18 protein-coding genes are annotated in these 18635 nt (G+C 61.0%); 7 read left to right on the top strand and 11 right to left on the bottom strand.

Going from position 1 to position 18635, the window contains the following annotated elements; genetic code table 11:
- Positions 1-61 precede the first annotated feature (61 nt).
- Positions 62-490 carry a hypothetical protein gene (locus PSH96_RS11340; protein ID WP_305459277.1) on the top strand — a complete coding sequence of 143 codons (429 nt, stop codon included), beginning with the start codon at positions 62-64 and terminating at the stop codon, positions 488-490.
- 134 nt (positions 491-624) lie between these two features.
- Here PSH96_RS11340 and PSH96_RS11335 read toward each other — a convergent pair whose 3' ends face one another.
- The 6 genes from PSH96_RS11335 to PSH96_RS11310 all read right to left on the bottom strand — a co-directional run bounded on the left by PSH96_RS11335 (position 625) and on the right by PSH96_RS11310 (position 6749).
- Positions 625-2367 carry an ABC transporter substrate-binding protein gene (locus PSH96_RS11335; RefSeq protein ID WP_065930235.1) on the bottom strand — a complete coding sequence of 581 codons (1743 nt, stop codon included), beginning with the start codon at positions 2365-2367 and terminating at the stop codon, positions 625-627.
- 232 nt (positions 2368-2599) lie between these two features.
- On the bottom strand, positions 2600-2872 hold the full coding sequence (locus PSH96_RS11330) for a DUF2160 domain-containing protein (RefSeq protein ID WP_305460043.1): 273 nt from the start codon (positions 2870-2872) through the stop codon (positions 2600-2602).
- Positions 2873-2883: 11 nt separating this feature from the next.
- Positions 2884-3684 carry a carbohydrate ABC transporter permease gene (locus PSH96_RS11325; protein WP_003174634.1) on the bottom strand — a complete coding sequence of 267 codons (801 nt, stop codon included), beginning with the start codon at positions 3682-3684 and terminating at the stop codon, positions 2884-2886.
- A gap of 10 nt (positions 3685-3694) precedes the next feature.
- The gene (locus PSH96_RS11320) at positions 3695-4561 is read right to left on the bottom strand and encodes a carbohydrate ABC transporter permease (RefSeq protein ID WP_017137728.1); all 867 of its coding nucleotides are present in this window, start codon (positions 4559-4561) and stop codon (positions 3695-3697) included.
- Positions 4558-5655, bottom strand: coding sequence for an ABC transporter ATP-binding protein (locus PSH96_RS11315; RefSeq protein WP_177032265.1), 1098 nt, complete (start codon positions 5653-5655; stop codon positions 4558-4560). The genes PSH96_RS11320 and PSH96_RS11315 overlap by 4 nt, the downstream gene beginning before the upstream one ends.
- A complete protein-coding gene (locus tag PSH96_RS11310) occupies positions 5655-6749 on the bottom strand; it encodes an ABC transporter ATP-binding protein (RefSeq protein WP_305459275.1) in 1095 nt (364 codons plus the stop codon). Before PSH96_RS11310 ends, PSH96_RS11315 begins: the two co-directional genes overlap by 1 nt.
- Positions 6750-7025: 276 nt before the next feature.
- Between PSH96_RS11310 and PSH96_RS11305 the strand changes: the two genes are divergently transcribed.
- Positions 7026-8843 (top strand): sigma-54-dependent Fis family transcriptional regulator, encoded by a 1818-nt coding sequence (locus tag PSH96_RS11305; protein ID WP_305459273.1) that lies wholly within the window; start codon positions 7026-7028, stop codon positions 8841-8843.
- A gap of 1 nt (position 8844) precedes the next feature.
- Here the strand turns inward: PSH96_RS11305 and PSH96_RS11300 are convergent, their stop codons facing one another.
- From PSH96_RS11300 to PSH96_RS11290, 3 genes are all read right to left on the bottom strand, one after another.
- Positions 8845-9777: a FecR family protein gene (locus tag PSH96_RS11300; protein ID WP_305459271.1), complete on the bottom strand. Its 933-nt coding sequence runs from the start codon at positions 9775-9777 to the stop codon at positions 8845-8847.
- On the bottom strand, positions 9774-10316 hold the full coding sequence (locus tag PSH96_RS11295; RefSeq protein ID WP_065930239.1) for a sigma-70 family RNA polymerase sigma factor: 543 nt from the start codon (positions 10314-10316) through the stop codon (positions 9774-9776). Before PSH96_RS11295 ends, PSH96_RS11300 begins: the two co-directional genes overlap by 4 nt.
- Positions 10317-10526: 210 nt before the next feature.
- Positions 10527-12641, bottom strand: coding sequence for a TonB-dependent receptor domain-containing protein (locus PSH96_RS11290; RefSeq protein ID WP_305459269.1), 2115 nt, complete (start codon positions 12639-12641; stop codon positions 10527-10529).
- A gap of 241 nt (positions 12642-12882) precedes the next feature.
- Here PSH96_RS11290 and PSH96_RS11285 point away from each other — a divergent pair, with 241 nt between their 5' ends.
- Genes PSH96_RS11285 through PSH96_RS11275 form a run of 3 tightly spaced genes read left to right on the top strand, consistent with a single transcriptional unit; the run spans position 12883 to position 14234 of the window.
- Positions 12883-13041, top strand: coding sequence for a hypothetical protein (locus PSH96_RS11285; RefSeq protein ID WP_183144543.1), 159 nt, complete (start codon positions 12883-12885; stop codon positions 13039-13041).
- A 5-nt stretch (positions 13042-13046) separates the two neighbouring features.
- Positions 13047-13673, top strand: a complete 627-nt coding sequence (locus PSH96_RS11280; RefSeq protein ID WP_056857934.1) for a helix-turn-helix domain-containing protein — start codon at positions 13047-13049, stop codon at positions 13671-13673.
- Between the two features lie 51 nt (positions 13674-13724).
- Positions 13725-14234, top strand: a complete 510-nt coding sequence (locus PSH96_RS11275) for a hypothetical protein (RefSeq protein ID WP_305460041.1) — start codon at positions 13725-13727, stop codon at positions 14232-14234.
- A gap of 240 nt (positions 14235-14474) precedes the next feature.
- Here the strand turns inward: PSH96_RS11275 and PSH96_RS11270 are convergent, their stop codons facing one another.
- The gene (locus PSH96_RS11270; RefSeq protein ID WP_305459266.1) at positions 14475-14774 is read right to left on the bottom strand and encodes a hypothetical protein; all 300 of its coding nucleotides are present in this window, start codon (positions 14772-14774) and stop codon (positions 14475-14477) included.
- Positions 14775-14891: 117 nt separating this feature from the next.
- Complete coding sequence (locus PSH96_RS11265; RefSeq protein ID WP_305459264.1) at positions 14892-15632, bottom strand: hypothetical protein; 741 nt, start codon at positions 15630-15632, stop codon at positions 14892-14894.
- A gap of 291 nt (positions 15633-15923) precedes the next feature.
- Between PSH96_RS11265 and PSH96_RS11260 the strand changes: the two genes are divergently transcribed.
- Positions 15924-16382, top strand: a complete 459-nt coding sequence (locus PSH96_RS11260; protein ID WP_305459262.1) for a (2Fe-2S)-binding protein — start codon at positions 15924-15926, stop codon at positions 16380-16382.
- Positions 16382-18619, top strand: coding sequence for a molybdopterin cofactor-binding domain-containing protein (locus PSH96_RS11255; RefSeq protein WP_056857939.1), 2238 nt, complete (start codon positions 16382-16384; stop codon positions 18617-18619). The genes PSH96_RS11260 and PSH96_RS11255 overlap by 1 nt, the downstream gene beginning before the upstream one ends.
- The last annotated feature ends 16 nt before the right edge of the window (positions 18620-18635 follow it).

The following is an 18635-nucleotide window of genomic DNA, read 5'->3' as shown; positions in this document are numbered from 1 at the left end:
CGTATGGCTGTTATTGTGCCGCGCTTTGAAATACACCTGCCAACCTGCGAGGAAATAGCCGTTGAACACTGACGATAAAATGACTGGGGATCTGTTCGAGGTCGATAAGCGCCTGTCACTCAAGCCCGTGGTGGACTTCAACGCTTACCTGCGCAGCGCATTCGGCGATGGCCCGTGCACCTGCGTGCGCTGCACCGCCGCCAACGGCGACGAAACCGGCTACGCGTTCCAGCACACCTTCAGCTTTGACGGCAAACCCACGCACCGACGCTTCGCCTCAACGGCGGGCAGTGATGTGTTGATGGTGTTGAAGAAGGCGTGGTTGTCCTACACCAAGGCCGAGCTGCCGCTCAGTGGTGCGTTGGTGCTGGGGACGGTGAAAGAGTTTGTCGAACCGCAGTTGCACAAGCGTGTGGCGCCGCTGTTTTTGGCCAGTGGGTTGGTCAAGGATGTGGATGGGCAGTTGCAGGTTCAGCCGCAGGCCGCCTAACCTAGTGTTTACCTGCCCTTGTGGCGAGGGAGCTTGCTCCCGCTGGGCTGCGCAGCGGCCCCAAAAATGGGCCTGCTACGCAGGCCAGCGGGAGCAAGCTCCCTCGCCACAGGTACAGTGTTTCGGCCTATGGGTTATTTACGCGCCGCCTCCCACTGTTTCAACAGATCACCATAAGCCACGGTCTCGCCTTTAGGCTTCTCATTCGCCAGCTTGGGCTTCGGCGCACCCGGCTGGTCAAACCAGTATTGCGCATCCCGCTCCGGGTTCATTTTCGGGCCGCACACCGGCTGCACCTTGGAGCGCTCCAGGCGCGTCATGATCGCGTCCTGTTCCTTGGCCAGGTTGTCCAGCGCCTGTTGCGGGGTTTTCTCGCCGCTGGCCGCTGCGGCGATATTGCTCCACCACAGCTGCGCCAGGCGTGGGTAGTCGGGCACGTTGGTGCCGGTCGGCGTCCATTCCACCCGCGCCGGGCTGCGGTAGAACTCCACCAGCCCGCCAAGTTTCGGCGCCATGTCGGTCATGGCCTGGGAGTTGATGTCGGACTCACGAATCGGCGTCAGGCCAACGATGGTTTTCTTCAGCGATACGGTTTTCGAGGTCACGAACTGCGCGTACAGCCAGGCCGCGAGTTTCTGCTTCTCGGGCGTCGACTTGAGGAAGGTCCAGGAACCCACGTCCTGATAGCCTTTCTTCATGCCCTTTTCCCAATACGGCCCGACCGGCGACGGCGCCATGCGCCATTTCGGCGTGCCGTCGGCATTCACCACCGGCAGGCCCGGCTTGGTCATGTCGGCCGTAAACGCGGTGTACCAGAAGATCTGCTGGGCGATGTTGCCCTGGGACGGTACCGGGCCGGATTCGGAGAAGGTCATGCCCGCCGCTTCCGGTGGCGCGTAGGCTTTCATCCAGTCCACGTACTTTTGCGTGGCAAACACCGCGGCCGGGCCATTGGTGTCGCCGCCACGGGTGACGCTGGAACCCACCGGGTGGCAGTCCTCCACGCGAATGCCCCACTCGTCCACCGGCAAGCCGTTGGGCAGGCCCTTGTCGCCGCCGCCAGCCATGGAGAACCAGGCATCGGTGAAGCGCCAGCCCAGGGACGGGTCTTTTTTGCCGTAGTCCATGTGCCCATAGATGCGTTTGCCGTCGATTTCCTTGACGTCTTCGCTGAAGAATTTGGCAATGTCTTCATAGGCCGACCAATTCACCGGTACACCCAGCTCGTAGCCGTACTTTTCCTTGAACTTGGCTTTGAGGTCCGCACGTTCAAACCAATCGGCGCGGAACCAGTAGAGGTTGGCGAACTGCTGGTCGGGCAACTGGTAGATCTTGCCGTCCGGCGCGGTGGTGAACGAGATGCCGATAAAATCCTTGATATCCAGGGTCGGCGAGGTGAAGTCCTTGCCTTCGTTGGCCATCAGGTCGGTGATGGATTCGGTCTTGCCATAGCGAAAGTGCGTACCGATCAAGTCGGAATCGTTCACCCAGCCGTCATAGATATTCTTGTCGGACTGCATCTGGGTTTGCAGCTTCTCGACCACGTCGCCTTCTTGCAGCAAGTCGTGGGTCAGCTTGATGCCGGTGATTTCGCTGAAGGCCTTGGCCAGTACCTTGGATTCGTACTCGTGGGTGGTGAGGGTTTCCGACACCACGTTGATCTTCATCCCACGGAACGGTTCCGACGCCTTGATAAACCACTTCAACTCTTCGAGTTGCTGGGCTTCGGTGAGGGTGGATGGTTTGAATTCGCTGCCGATCCATTTTTTTGCGGCATCTTCATACGCATCGGCCCAGGCCGTCGCGCTCAAACCGCTTAAGGCCAGTACGGCGGCCAATGAAATGCTATGTCGCAGCTTATTGTTTTTATTCAACATAGAGACCTCCTGGTTAATTTCAAACGGGACTACGGGCACCACGCGCCTCTGAATCTCTGCCGGAACGCGCTTGTTGTGGCGAGGGAGCTTGCTCCCGCTGGAGTGCGCAGCACTCCCAAACCGATCACCGAGTTACAACAGATGTATCTCGAATTGCCATTTTGGGGCTGCTTCGCAGCCCAGCGGGAGCAAGCTCCCTCGCCACACAAGCTCGGGCCTGCACAGAACATGTCTAGCCCCAACGCATCACACTCAACAGCCATACCAGGGATAGCGCAGACGCCACCCAGATGCTCCAGTCGGTAACGCCGATCACCAGCAAATGCAGGTAGGCGCTGCCGAGAAGACCGATAAACAAACGATCACCACGGGTGGTGCTGATCGGCAAAAAACCGCGCCGAGGAATACTCGGCGAACGCAGTTCCCAGGTGGTCATGCCTGCCAGCAGCAGGCCAATCGCCACAAAGAACAGTGCGGTGGGGGTGGTCCAGGCCATCCATTCCATCATCGAACCCTCTAGACCCGGCCCAGGGCAAAGCCCTTGGCCACGTGGTTGCGAACAAACCAGATCACCAGCATGCCCGGCAAGATGGTCAACACCCCCGCCGCTGCCAGCACGCCCCAATCAATGCCGGAAGCCGAGACCGTGCGCGTCATCACCGCCGCGATGGGCTTGGCGTTAACCGAGGTCAAGGTGCGCGCCAGCAGCAGTTCGACCCAGGAAAACATGAAGCAGAAAAACGCGGTCACGCCGATACCGGAGCCAATCAACGGGATAAAAATCTTCACGAAAAACTTGGGAAAACTGTAGCCGTCGATGTAGGCGGTTTCGTCGATTTCCTTGGGCACGCCGGACATGAAGCCTTCCAGGATCCACACCGCCAACGGCACGTTGAACAGGCAATGCGCGAGCGCCACGGCGATGTGCGTATCGAACAGCCCGATGGACGAATACAGCTGGAAAAACGGCAGCAAAAACACCGCCGGCGGCGCCATACGGTTGGTCAGCAGCCAGAAGAACAGGTGCTTGTCGCCCAAGAAGCGATAGCGCGAAAACGCATAGGCCGCCGGCAGCGCCACGCTCAGGGAGATCACCGTGTTCAGGCTCACGTAGTACAGCGAGTTGAGGTAGCCGGTGTACCAACTCGGGTCGGTGAAGATCACCTTGTAGTTGGCCAGGGTAAAGTCCTGCGGAAACAGGGTCAGCCCGCCGAGGATTTCGGTGTTGCTCTTGAAGGACATGTTCAGCAGCCAGTAGATCGGCACCAGCAGAAACAGGATGTAGATCAGCAGCGGGATAACCTTGCGCTTGCTCATGTTGGCGGCCTCAGCGGTTGGCGTCGGAGTGGGTCATGGCGGTGTAGAACAGCCAGGACACCAACAGGATGATCAGGAAGTACACCAGGGAAAACGCTGCCGCCGGGCCCAGGTCGAATTGGCCTACGGCCATTTGGGTCAAGGTCTGACTGAGGAAGGTGGTGGCATTACCCGGCCCGCCGCCCGTCAGCACGAAGGGTTCGGTGTAGATCATGAAGCTGTCCATAAAGCGCAACATCACCGCGATCAGCAGCACGCTTTTCATCTTTGGCAATTGGATATGTCGGAACACCGCCCAAGCGGATGCGCGATCAATCCGCGCTGCCTGGTAGTACACGTCCGGAATCGCACGCAGCCCCGAGTAGCACAGCAGCGCCACCAGTGACGTCCAGTGCCACACGTCCATCACCAGCACCGTCACCCAGGCGTCCATGGTGTTGGCCGCATAGTTGTAGTTGATGCCCATTGCGTTAAGCGTCGAGCCCAACAGGCCAATGTCGGCGCGGCCAAAAATCTGCCAGATGGTGCCGACCACGTTCCACGGGATCAGCAGCGGAATCGCCAGGATGATCAACACCAGTGACGACCAGCGGCCCTTGGTCGGCATGGTCAGCGCGATGGCGATGCCCAGCGGGATTTCGATCAGCAGCACGCAGGCCGAGTAGATGAACTGGCGCAGCAAGGAATCATGCAGGCGCGGGTCGAGCAGCACCTGTTTGTACCAGTCGGCACCGACAAAGTAGCGGCTGGACTGGTCGAAAATGTCCTGCACCGAATAGTTGACCACGGTCATCATCGGGATCACCGCGCTGAACGCCACCAGCAGGAACACCGGCAACACCAGCCACCAGGCCTTGTTGTTCTGCACCTTGTTCATGGCTGCACCTCCAGCAGGTAGTCATCGGCGTACACCATCAACCATTGCGCGGGAAAACTGATGGAGGCTTTGCCTTCGGGTACCGGTTTGTCTTCGGCCAGGCGCACTTTCAACGGCGCGCCGTCGAGGTTGAGGGTCATGATCTTGTAGGTGCCGAGGTCTTCCACATGGACGACGTCGGCCTGCAGGGCGTCAGGGTTGTACTCGTCCCACACGTGGATAAATTCCGGGCGGATACCCACCTGCAGCTTTTTGTAGTCCGCCTCGCGCAGGCGCTGTTGCAAGGCCTCGGATAACGGCAGCAACGTACTGGCAAAGCGCACGCCACCGGCTTCGGCCTGCACCTCGATCAGATTCATCCCGGGGCTGCCGATGAAATAGCCGACAAAGGTGTGGCTGGGCCGCTCAAACAGCTCACGCGGCGTGCCGAACTGCACGATCTGCCCGCCATACATCACCGCGATTTTGTCAGCGAAGGTCGACGCCTCAAGCTGGTCGTGGGTGACGTAGACCATGGTGATATTGAACTGCTCATGAATCTGCTTGAGCTTGCGGCGCAGTTTCCATTTGAGGTGCGGGTCGATCACCGTCAGCGGTTCGTCGAACAGGATCGCCGACACGTCATCGCGCACCAGGCCACGGCCCATGGAAACTTTTTGCTTTTCATCGGCGGTGAGGTTGCGGGCTTTTTTGCTCAGCAGGGCTTGCAGGTCGAGGACTTCGGCAATTTCCTGCACCTTGCTGTGAATTTTCGCTTCGGCCATGCCCTGGTTTCGCAGAGGAAACGCCAGGTTGTCGAACACCGTCATGGTGTCGTACACCACCGGGAACTGGAACACCTGGGCAATATTGCGTTTCTCCGGGGTAAGGTCGTTGACCACTTTGGCGTCAAACAACACCTGGCCTTCGGACGGGCTGAGCAAGCCGGAGATGATATTGAGCAATGTCGACTTGCCGCAGCCCGACGGCCCGAGCAAGGCGTAGGCGCCGCCCTGCTCCCACACATGGTTCATGGCCCGAATGGCGTAGTCCTCAGGGCCATTGGGCGTAGGGCTGTAGCTGTGCGCGAGGTTCTGCAAATGGATCTCGGCCATCAGGCAACCCTCGCAACGCGGCGCCCGGGGGCCTGGACCAAACGGCCCTGGCCATCGAACACAAAGAGTTTATGGGTGGGGATATACACGCGGATCGGCGCGTCGACGTCGTACTCATGGACGCCCGGTAAGTGCAGCACCAACAAAAAGTGCTCGCTGCGCACATGCAGGAAGGTTTCCGAGCCGCTGATCTCGGCCACTTCCACGGTCACCGCCAGTTCCAGGTCATCGTCGTTGCTCGGCACCAGGCTGATATGGCTGGGGCGCACGCCAAACTGGAACTCGCCTTCGCCAATCGGGCGCAGATCCACGTTCAGCGGGAAGTGCACGACATTGGCAAAACTCACTTCATTGCCGCTGATACGCCCCGGCATCAGGTTGATCGGCGGCTCGGAGAACAGTTCGGCGGCCAGCACCGTCTGTGGCTGGTGATACACCTCGGCAGCCTTGCCGCTCTGGATCACCCGGCCTTCGTGCAGGATGGTGGTGGTGCCACCGAGGGCCAGCGCCTCGTTGGGTTCGGTGGTGGCGTAGATGGCAATGGTGTGGCGCGCCTTGAACAGTTCGCGCATTTCCTGACGCAGCTCTTCGCGCAGTTTGTAGTCCAGGTTCACCAGCGGCTCATCGAACAGGATCAGCTCGGCGTCTTTGACCAAGGCGCGGGCCATGGCCGTTCGTTGCTGCTGGCCACCAGACAGCTCCAGCGGGTGGCGCTGCAGGAACTTCTCGATGCGCAGCATCTGCGCGGTTTCCAGCACCTTGCTGTGGATCAGTTCGTTGGACACACCGGCCTGGCGCAACGGCGAGGCGATGTTTTCGAACACGGTCATGGTCGGGTAGTTGATGAACTGCTGGTAGACCATCGACACGTTGCGCAGGCGCACCGGCTTGTGGGTGACATCTACACCGTTCATCAGGATGCGGCCGCTGTCGGGCTTGTCCAGCCCGGCCATCAGGCGCATCAGGCTGGTCTTGCCGGACAGCGTGCGGCCGAGCAATACGTTGAAGGAACCGGCTTCAAAACGCAGGTTGGCGTCGTCGATCCAGGTTTGGCCTTCGACAACGCGGGAGACATGTTCCAGGGTCAATGACATGACACGCCCTTTTTATTATTGGAATGATTCTGGCCATTCGTAGCAGCGAGTTTCATGCCAGAAGTGGCAGGTGCTTGATCTGTAAGGAAATGGGCCGAACAGGATGTTCAGGCATGAACACAAATGAACAGCCAGCGCTGAACATCTGAACAGCGGGTGGGTTGACATTGAACAGTTCTGAACAACAATCATTGGGCGATGCCGCTCCCACATTTTGAACCTGTTTCTGCAGCCGGACTGTGCAAGCCCAATAACAATAAAAAGAAGGTCGCCCCCATGGCCGAACCCCTCGCACACGACACCCTTATCCAGGAATCCTGGCGCCGTTGCCGCGCCTTCGGCCTGGACCACCACAGCACCCCCAGCTTTGATCAACTGCCCGCCGAAGGCATCAGCCGGTTGCTCGAAAGCCAGCATTCGCTGGTGCAGACCACCCATCAGGAAGTGCTGCCCTACTACGAAAACATCCTCAGCAATTCCAACTGCCTGATCATGCTGGCCGACAATCAGGGCCAGGTGCTGACCTCGTGGGGCACCCAGCGTTTTATCGAGCCGAAGCTGGCGCGCGGTTTCAGTGCCGGCGCCAGCTGGATGGAGCGCGCCAGCGGCACCAATGCCATCGGCACCGCGCTGGCCTGTGCCCAGGCGGTGCATATCGAGCACGATGAACACTTCCTCAAGGCCAACCGCTTCATGACCGGTTCCGCGGCGCCGATCTTCGATGCCCAGCGCGAAATCATTGCGGTGCTGGATGTGTCCAGCGACAGCTACCTGCCGCCCTCCCACACCTTGGGCATGGTCAAGATGATGAGCCAGACCGTCGAGAACCGGCTGATCCTCAACCTGTTTCGCGGCGAGCATTTTCAACTGACCTTCAACACCGGCCTGAACAACCTCGACAGCCAGTGGGCGGGCTTGATCATTTTTGATGACAGCGGCCAGGTGCTGTCGGCCAACCGCCGCGCCGATAACTTGCTGGGCATCAGCCTGTCGCGGGTGCTGATCGACAGTTTGTTCAAGGTCTCGCTGCTGGAGTTGTTGAATCAACCCGAGGGCTTGCCGTTTTCGTTGCAGGCGGCGGGCCGCAATCGGTTCCAGTGTTTATTGAAGCGGCCGCAGAAAATGCCGGTGCAGGCGCGGGTCTTTGCTGAGCCCAAACCCAGCAAACCTGCGCCGATGACCATCCAGACCCTGCATTTTGGCGATGTGCGCGTGGAAAAGGCCGTGCGCCAGGCCGAGCGATTGCTGGAAAAGGACATTCCGTTGTTGATTCACGGCGAGACGGGCGTCGGCAAAGAGGTGTTCGTCAAAGCCCTGCACCAGGCAAGCTCGCGCAGCAAACAGGCGTTCATTGCGGTGAATTGTGCAGCGATCCCGGCCGAACTGGTGGAGTCCGAGCTGTTTGGCTATGAAAAAGGCGCCTTCACCGGTGCCAACCAGAAAGGCAGCATCGGCCTGATCCGCAAGGCGGACAAGGGCACGCTGTTTCTGGATGAAATTGGCGATATGCCCCTGCCAACCCAGGCCCGCTTGTTGCGGGTGCTGCAGGAGCGCTGCGTGCAGCCGGTGGGCAGCAGCGAGCTATTCCCGGTGGACTTGCGCATTATCTCGGCCACCAACCGCGTGCTGCGCGACTGGGTGCAGGCCGGGCGCTTTCGTGAGGATTTGTACTACCGCATCGGCGGCCTGACCCTGGAACTGCCGCCCTTGCGCGAGCGTACCGACAAACAGGCGTTGTTCCAGCAGTTGTGGCAACAGCACCGTGAGCCGACTCAATGGGCCGGGCTGAGTGCCGAAGTGTTGGCCTTGTTCGAGCAACACCCGTGGCCGGGCAACCTGCGCCAGGTCAGCAGCGTGTTGCAGGTGGCGCTGGCGATGGCCGAGGAGCAGCCGGTGCGACCGGAGCATCTGCCGGATGATTTCTTCGTCGACCTGAACGTGGCGGCGCCCTTGCCCGTCCATACAAGCGTGGAAGACAGCAGCGACCTGGCCCAGCGCCTGAAAGCGGCGGGCGGCAATATCTCCCACCTGGCGCGGGAACTGGGCGTGAGCCGCAACACCCTGTACAAGCGCCTGCGCCAGCACGAAGGTTGATCTAGCGCGGTGTGACCACCACCATCAGGTCGGTGAAGTACTCCACCCGAATCGGCAGGTTATCGGCCAGCGCCGAGAGCGCCGCCGCCGTGTCGTCGAGTTTGAACACCCCGGAAACGCGCAGGTTTTTCAACGCCTGGGCATCGAAGCGCACCAAGCCGTGGCGGTAGCTGGCCAGGGTTTGCAGCACCTCACTCAGCGGTTGGTCGTTGACCTTGAGCAGGCCACGGGTCCAGGCATCCGGGTCGGCGCTGGCGCTCGCCTGTGCAGGCCCCGCGTGGCCATGATCAAGAATCGCGCGCTGCCCGGCCGTGACCTTGACGCCCTCGCCCGTGTCGCCTTGGACCGCCACGGTGGACTCGATCACCGTGACCACGGTGCTGCCGTCCGCCGCACGCTTGACCAGATAACGCGTGCCCAAGGCCGTGGCCGTGCCTTGATCGGTGCGTACCACGAACGGCCGTTGCGCGTCCTTGGCCACGTCAACCCACAGCTCGCCTTGCAGCAGTTCGATCACGCGCTGGTGGCCGTCGAATTTTACGTCCACTGCCGAGTTGCTGTTGAGCTGCAACTGGCTGCCGTCTTCAAGGGCGACCTGGCGGCGCTCGCCGATGCCCGTGCGCTGGTCGGCCATCCACACCGGCATGTGCTGCACACCGACCCAGCCGCACAGCAATACGCCGAGCACACCCAAGGCCTGCACCCTGCGCGAACGTTGGGGCGCAAAGGCGCGATTCAGGGCGATGCGTGCCGGTTGCGCGGGCAACGTATCGAAGTCACCCCATAGCGAGCGCATACGCTCGATGGCTACGGCATGACGCGGGTCGGCCTGGCACCAGGTGTTGAAAGCGTGGCGCTCGGCATCGCTGACGTCTTCGTCGTGCAGCCGCGTCAGCCAATTCGCCGCTTGTTGAATGATGTGTTCGGAGTTCACGGCAACGGGTCCGCCCCGTATAGGCTGTGGTAGCAATGCACCAGCGCGGTGGACAGGTAGTTTTTGACCGTGCTGGATGACACCTCAAGGCGCGTGGCGATCTCACTGTAGGTGAGCCCGTCCAGGCGGCTTAACAGGAAGGCTTCACGGGTTTTCGCCGGCAGGCCGGCGAGCATCTCGGCGATACGCTCCAGGGCTTGCAGCGCCACGTGGATGGCGGCCGGGTCGGGCATGCCGGCGTCTTCACACTGCACCAGCAGGGCTTGCAGGTAGGCCTTTTCGATCCGGCGGCGCCGCGCGCCATCGATCAACAGGCGCCCGGCAGTGGTGGCGAGAAAGGCGCGGGGTTCCTTGATGGCCTGCGGATCGGCCAGCATCAACACGCGGATAAACGCATCGTGGGCCAGGTCGGCGGCGTAGTGGGAACAGCCGAGTTTTTTGCGCAGCCAGCCGTGCAACCAGGCATGGTGCTCGCGGTACATCGCCGTAAGGGTCTGCTGACGGGCGCAATCGCCCGGCGCGGCCGGAATGTCATGCATGCGCAAAAACTTCTCAAATGGGAAATATTACCAATTGCGCAAACAATGCCAGTAAAACGGCGACGGGGCAAGGGCCACTCGGGTGGACCGGATATCGTGGGCGGGCTTGTGTGGGAGCTGGTCTGTATGGATGCTGCCAGCTCCCACACAAACCAGCCCCCCACACAAGCCCTGCTCCCACAGTTTGACCTGGCTGACAGTTAAATTGGCTTAACGCCAGCTCCACGACACGCCGGTATAGATACCGCGCCCATCGGCCGGCGTAGACCGCGCCACATCCACCCCCTTGTCGTCATACCCCGGCGTGACGGTATTGGCATAACGCCGATTGGTGAGGTTGCGCAGATCAACCCAGGCTTGCCAGTCCTGTTTCGGCGCGTCATAGCCGAAAGTGGCGCCCAGCGTGGTGTACGCCGCCGCGTAGTAAGAGTTGGCGTAATCCACCGCCACCCGTGAAGCGTGCTCGGTGTTGAGGCTGGTGTAGAAACCGGTGGGGTGGCTGTAGCGCACTTGCGCCTGGTAGTAATGCTTGGGGATGCCCGGCAGGGTGTTGGCGCCGAAGCGGTCGTCGTCGCGGTAGTGGAAATCGCTGTAGGTGTAGGCCTGGCGCAAGGCCACCTGGCCATTGCGACCGCCGTCCCACAACGGGCTGAGCAGGCTCAGTTCCACGCCCTGGTGCACGGTGGGGCTGGCGTTGGCTTCGGCGACAACGGCGCTGCTGGTCTGTGTCTGCGCCTGGGTTTCCACCGTGAGCAGTTCGTGACGCACTTCGGAGCGGTACAACGCCAGGTCCCACTGACCAAACCATTGCTCACCGCGCCCACCGATCTCCAGGGTGGTGGCGGTCTGATTGCGCAAGCTCACGCCTTCGCGGGCCAGTCCGTTAGCGGGGCCGCCCGAAAAGTACTTGTTGGAACCCCAGATCATCGACCACGCGTGCGGCGGCTCGACCGAACGGCTGAGGTTACCGTACACCTGCAACTGCGGGGTGAAGTCATAGCGCAGGCCAATGCGCGGCGCATAGTCCCAATCATGCTGACTGAGCGGTGCCTGCCCTTCGGGGTAGCTGACCTGGGTTTCGCGGCGCGTGTAGATCGCCGCCAGTCCGGTGGTCAGCCACAGATCTTGCGCCAGTTCCAGTTCGTTGCCGATATGCAGCACCGTGTCGGAACCCAGGTAGCTGTAGTCGCGGGTTTTGGTGCCGGGGGCGTAATAGGTAGCCGGGTTGCTCGAAGGCACGCGCACATATTCCGAGGCGCCGTTGTTGGGCATCGCCTGGGTGGTGCGCAGGCCAACGGTGGTTTTACTGTCGTGGCCGAACCAACTGTCCTGGCGGATGTAGTTCAGGGTGCCGCTGACATCCGTGTAGGCGACTTTCAGGCGGTTAAGCCCTTCGCGCAAATCCATCGGGTAGTCGTGGTAGGCCAGCCCCACTTCGACACGGGAAGCGTCGTCGAGCTGCAAGGTGGTCTTGTTGGCGATCCAGGTCGAGCCCGGCTGCAGGCGTTTCGAGTCGCGGGCGGCGTTGAGGCGGTTGGCGGCGGTTGGGTCGTGGCTGATCTGGTAGCGCGTCAACTTGCCGGGGCTGTCGTTGGTGGTCTCGCGGTAGCGAAAATAGAAGCGCGTCTCCAGGTCCGGGTTGAAGCGGTAGCCAAAGTTGGCCGCGATGCCCTTGCCGGTGCCGGCGCTCTGGTGCTGGTAGCCGTCGGATTCGGAGTCGGTGAGGCTGATGTAGTAGTCGGCGTCGCCCAGCACCTGGCCGGAGCTGATTTCGCGCTGGGCATAACCGCGACTGCCCACTTCGTAGCGTACCTGCAACTTCGGCGCGTCATAGCCGGTATGCGTGACATAGTTGACCGAGCCACCCAGGGCCAGGGCGCCCTGGTCAAAACCGTTGGCGCCGCGCAGCACCTCGACGCGGCTTTGCCACAGCGGGTCCTTGAGTTCATAGGGCGTGCCGCCGGGGCCGGTGAGCGGCAAACCGTCGAGCATTTCATACAGGCCCGAGGCGTGGGAGCCGGGGCTGCGGTTCAGGCCCGAACCGCGGATCGACAGCTTCACCCCTTCATTATTTGCCGCCCTGGCGTAGACGCCGGCCTGGTACTTGAACACGTCTTCGTTGGTGCTGACGCGCCCCTGCTGCACGCTGCTCATATCGATGAAGTTGGTGCCGCCGGGCACGCTCTTGAGTTGCGCCTGGGCCACTTCGGCGGCGCTGGCTTCGCTGCTGGAGACCTCGACCGGGGCCAGTTGCAGGGTGTCGGCGTGCGCCAGTGAACTGAGGGTCAGGGCGGCAAACAGCAGTGGGGGTTGGCGCAACAGCATGGGTTAAATCCTTGGCATTCGGGGGCGTGACAAAGCCTGGGCCATCACGCGAACAGTGATGGGAAGCCAGGCAGGCTCACCAGGTCACGCTTAATTAACGGACCAGACCCTTCCCACAACAGCCTCGGACCGGGATTATTTTCTAAGTCCAAAATCGCATTAACACATGCAAACTCAGTATTTAAAGAAATAACCAGCACGCATTACTGTGGAGCCATTGAGTCGCCCACGAGATTTCCCCATGCAAACATCCGCCAGCGTTATTGACTTCACCCTTCACCGTAAACGCCGCCAGGCGCGCGCAGCGGCTGAGCTGATGTGGGCCATGTACGCAGCACGCGCGGGGCTTGCGGTGTTCACCGCCCAGGCCGCAACCGCCAGTGATACGCGCCGGGCGTAACGCCGATGAATTTTTTACAGGTACTGCCCGAATCAGCCGAACCACTGCCAAAACCTGCGATTGAGGATGACGACACCAGCCTGTGCGTGGCGCAGAACCTGCAACGTTTACGCAGTAAACGCCACCTCTCGCTGGACGGGCTGGCACGCGCGTGCGGCGTGAGCCGTGCGATGCTGGCGCAGATCGAGTCCGGGCGCAGCGTGCCGTCGATCAAGGTGCTGTGCAAAATCGCCAAAGGCTTGAAGGTATCGGTCGCGGCCTTTCTGGAAGACCGTGCCTTTGAAGGCGTCGAGGTGTTGCCGGCGCAACAGAGCAAACGCCTGGTGAGTGCCGACGGGGCATTCGTCAGCCGTGCGTTGTTTCCCTTTGATACCGCACGCCAATCGGAATTTTACGAAATCCGCCTGCGGGCACTCGGCGAGGAAGTTTCAGCCGGTCACGGCCCCGGCATTCAGGAAAACCTGGTGGTGGCCCAGGGCGTACTGGAAGTCAGCGTCAACGATGAGCGCTACTTGCTCTCCACCGGCGACTCGATCCTGTTCTACGCCGACCAGCCCCACCGCTACCGCAACCCGGCGGACAGCGAGGCGGTGGCATTTTTGGTGATCACCTACCCGGAACGCCTGGACTGAATGCAAAAAGCCCCGACAAGTCGGGGCTTTTTATTGGCGAGCGGTCAGCAGGTGCAGCACATCATCGGCATGCCGTTGCAGCTCATCATCATCGGCATGGCGCAGTCGTTCATCAGCGTGTTCATGAGCATGCAGCAGTTTTCCATCATGGCCATGCTCATGCCTGGCATCGGCATCATTTTGCACATCATGCTGTCGCTCATCAGGGTGCATTCCATCATGCACTTCATCATCGGCATCGACATGCCCATGGTCATCATCGGCATGTTCATGTCAGCCATCATCTTCATGGCATCGGCCGACATGCACAGCATCGACATGTTTGCGCACTGCATCATCATCGGCATGCCGCAGTTCATCATCATCGCCATCATCTCGGCGTTGGTCTTGAACTGCGCCATGTCCATACCGGCCGCCGGCTTCATGGTGCACATCATGGCATCACCCGCCATTTCGCACTTCATGGTCGCCATCATCATCGGCATGCCCATCATCGGCATCATTGGCATGGATGTGTTCATCGGCATCTGCATTGCGTTCATCATGTTCGAAACTCCGTAATCGACAGGAAATGGCTAAGTTCTGGCGCCGATTCTAGAGACACCGAGCGACGGCGCAAGACGACGGCAGAGCAGCACAAACGGCTGTTCGGGAGCTTGCTTGGGTGACCAAGACAGCGACGCTTTACGTGATAACAGACGCATCGCTGCAAAGACGTTTAAAGCCGCTACTGACACCGCATAAACGTCAGCATGGATATGCGATTAAAGCCTTGCGACCTCACTTAAGGAAATAAACGATCTAACCCGAGGGCAAAACCCGGTAATCGGTCTCGTCCGTCAGCGGTTCGATCGTGCGCATAAAGTCATCCGCCTCAGACCCCCTGGGGAAACTGAACCCCGCCATTTCATCGCATGCCAGGATCTCGGCCAGGGCTTTGCGTAACTGAGACTCCGCCGGCGAGTCACGCAGCAGTTTATGTGCGGTCAATAACACCTCGGCAGGAACGCCTTGGGCGCTTGCCACATCGATTACCGCAAAGAGAATAAATCGCAGGCGAACTTCGCGATCCGTAGGCCAAACCGTTTTACGCTTACCCAAGGTAGGCACTCATCCGTTGAGAAAAGCCCGAGGCTATTGCCCACCGAGGGGTGTTTCAAGCGTGGGGGCTTAAGATAGGCCGCTTCCTACACCTGAAAGGGAAATACCGTACCTACATTACTGCACCGGCAAGAAATTCATCAGCAGCAAACTCTGCGCATAGTTGAGCGCCACACGTCGGTAGCGTTCATCGAGCATCTGCGCGAGCAGGTCCAGGCGCGCAACCACTTTGCCGAACTCGACCGCAAAGCTGAGGTTGCTGCCCTCCTCCGATATCTCGTTGGAAAACAGCAGCAACACCCCGTTGGCGTCCTGGCGCTGGCTGAGCAGCCAGGTGGCTTTCTCGATATTACGTGCGGCGTTGCTGACAAACTGCGGGTTGATCGAGTCGGTCATATAAAACTGGGTGCGGCCGCCATGGGCGGTCACCAGCATGCTGCCGATCGCGTAGATAAACGCGCCGACCCGGTCGCCTTTAAAATCCGGGCTCAACGAGTAACTCAAGGCCGCGAGATCGCGCCGCTCGCCCAGTGCCGGCAGCGGTTTTTGCTGCTCGATGGCTTGGCGGATTTCGCGCGCGGCGCTCACCGCATCCGGGTAACCGGATTGGCGCCACTGGCTGGGGTTGCGCAGGTATAGCTTGCTCATCAACAGATACAGGCTTTGCAGGTTGTCGCGCATGCTCAAGGTTGCCATGCGGTCGACGCTGGTCTGAAAGAACTCATCGGGCCTGCCATTGCTGAACTGGCTGGCGATATCGCGGCCCTGCTGCTGGCTGCAACCGCTGGCAAACAGTGCCAAAAGAACCGCCAAAAACAACGGCCAGCGGGAGATACAAATATGTGACGTTCGATCCATCGGCACCGGGTCTGATTGTGCTGCCCACACTCTGAATGAGTGGGGTCGTGACAGGGGTAGATCAGGAGAATCAAAAAAAGTGCGGCGAGCCGGGTCGGATCAGAGGTTGCCTACGCGCCAGGTAGTGCATTCCTGCGAAATACTTGCCTGATCCTCCGACTTATCGACTGGTGGATAGATAGCTTTTGCGCCGTGGTCTAGAGTGCAACGATGGGCCACAAGTCCCACTCTTCTTATAAGAGCTCAAAAGAGCTCAGCACCACCCACCGATGATCAGCAGGTAAACCCGCCATGGAATTACGTATCAACCAAAAGACCTACCAGGTCGATGCCGACGCCGACACGCCGCTGCTGTGGGTGATCCGCGACGACCTCGGCATGACGGGCACCAAGTACGGCTGTGGCCTGGCCCAGTGCGGTGCGTGTTCGGTGCTGGTGGACGGCAATGTGGTGCGCTCCTGCGTTACCCCGGTGGCGGGTGTGGTCGGCCGCGAGGTCACGACCATCGAGGCCATTGAGGACGATGCGGTGGGCAAGCAGGTGGTCGCCGCCTGGGTCGAACATCAGGTGGCGCAATGCGGTTATTGCCAGTCCGGGCAAGTGATGGCGGCCACGGCGCTGCTCAAGCACACCGCCGCGCCGACGGTTGCGCAAATTGATGCCGCGATGGTCAACCTGTGCCGCTGCGGCACTTATAACGCCATCCACACCGCCATGTATGACTTGGCCAAGCAGAAGGAGCGCGCCTGATGAATACGCGCAACGAACTGCTGGATGTGGCCCTGGGCGACCCGGTCAACCTGTCGCGCCGACGTTTTCTGGCCAGCACCGCCGTGGGCGCACTGGTGATTGGTTTCGGCCTGCCGCTGGGTGGCGGCCGCGCCTTCGCGGCCACTGCCAACCCTACGGAGCGCGGCACGCAGGTGCCGGCGTTTCTCGAGATTCGCCCGGACGGCACGGTGCGCCTGCTCAGCCCCTTTATGGAAGGCGGCCAAGGCACCCACACCGCCATGGCGCAAATTGTCGGTGAAGAACTGGACGCCGACCCTGCCACCTTTGTCGTCGAGGCCGCGCCACCGGGCGATGCCTATGTGGTGATGGAAAACGGCATGCGCATCACCGGCGGCAGCATGTCGGTGCGCATGAGTTACCCGACCATGCGCCGCCTGGGCGCCCTCGCCCGCGCCATGCTGTTGCAAGCCGGCGCCGAGCAACTGGGCGTGCCGGTCGCACAACTGACCACCACCCCCGGCCGCGTAGTACACGCCGCCTCCGGCCGCTCGCTGGGCTACGGCGAACTGGCCAGCCGCGCCCTCGACATGCCGGTGCCTGACCCGTCCACTATCACCCTGCGCGACCCAAGCCAGTTCCGCTGGATCGGCAAGCCGGTCAAACGCCTGGATGCCTACGACAAATCTACCGGCAAGGCGCAATACAGCATCGACCTCAAGGTCGACGGCATGCTCCACGCCGCCGTGCAGCATGCGCCGCGCCTGGGCATGACCGTGGGCAGCCTGCGCAATCAGTCCCAAGTCGAAGCCATGAAAGGCGTGCACTCGGTGCATCAATTGCCTGGCGCCGTGGCCGTGGTGGCCGAGCGCTGGTGGCACGCCAAGCGTGCAGTAGAAGCTATTCAGGTCGAATGGCTGGAAGCCGCCGCCGACTCTACAGTGCGCGCCATGCCGGCGGACTTTTCCAGCGACAAATACCGTGACTTCCTCGCCGCCCAGCAAGGCCCGGCCCGCGACGAAGAAAACGAAGGCGACGTCAACGCCACATTGGCAAACGCCAAGACCAAGGTCGAAGCCACCTACCACAACCAGTACGTCAACCATGCCCAACTGGAGCCGCCATCGGCCCTGGCGCGCTATAACCCGGACGGCACGCTGGAAGTCTGGCTGCCGAACCAGGCACCCGACATGTTCCGCGCCGACATCGCCAAGCGCACCGGGCTGGACGTGTCGAAGATCACCTTGCATTCGCCGTTGCTGGGCGGTTTTTTCGGCAGGCACTTCCTGTACGACTCGGCCAACCCGTACCCGCAGGCCGTCGCATTGGCCAAGGCCGTGGGCCGCCCGGTCAAGTTGATCTGGAGCCGTGAAGAAGAGTTCCTGCGCGATGTATTGCGCCCGGTCGCGGTGGTCAAGTTCCGCGCGGCGCTGGATGACAAAGGCTTGCCGGTGGCCATCGAAGCCGTGAGCGCCACCGAAGGCCCCTCCGAGGCCATCGCCGGCAAACAGGGCGACAAAATCGACCCGACGGCCCTTGAAGGGTTGTCGGGCAAGTCCTACGCGATTCCCAACAAACGCATCGCCCAGATCTACGTCAAAGGCCCGACCATGCTTGGCTACTGGCGTTCCGTGGGCAACTCGCTGAATGACTTTTTCTACGAAGCTTTCCTCGATGAACTGGCCGACAAAGGTGGCCATGACCCGTACGAGTTGCGCCTGCACCTGCTGCGCGACAACAAACGCCTGACCACCTTGCTGCAAGCCGTGGGCGAGTTGTCCGGTGGCTGGAAGCGTGGCCCCTACACCGCCGAAGACGGCAGCCGCCGCGCCCGCGGCGTGGCCATGGCCTCGCCCTTTGGCTCGCACGCGGCGGTGGTTGCCGAAGTGTCGATCGAAAACGGCCAGGTCAAGGTGCATCACATCTGGGAAGCGATTGACCCTGGCAGCATCGTCAACCCGGCGATCATCGAGGCCCAGGTCAATGGCGCCGTAGCGTTGGGCTTGTCACAAACGTTGGTGGAAGAAGCGGTGTACGTGGACGGTAAACCACGGGCGCGCAACTACGACCTTTACCCGATCCTGCCACCCTCGCGGATGGCCAAGGTGCACGTAAAGATCGTCGAGAGCGGCGAAAAGATGGGCGGTATCGGCGAGCCGCCGCTGCCCGCAGTGGCGCCTGCCGTGGCCAATGCGGTGGCGCACTTGACCGGCCAGCGCATCCGCAGCCTGCCCTTGAGCCGCTACACCTTCGCCTGACCGACAAGGAACGCCC

The sequence above is a fragment of the Pseudomonas sp. FP2338 genome (assembly GCF_030687515.1).
Lineage (GTDB): Bacteria > Pseudomonadota > Gammaproteobacteria > Pseudomonadales > Pseudomonadaceae > Aquipseudomonas > Aquipseudomonas salomonii.
This window is presented reverse-complemented; position numbering and strand designations above follow the sequence as displayed.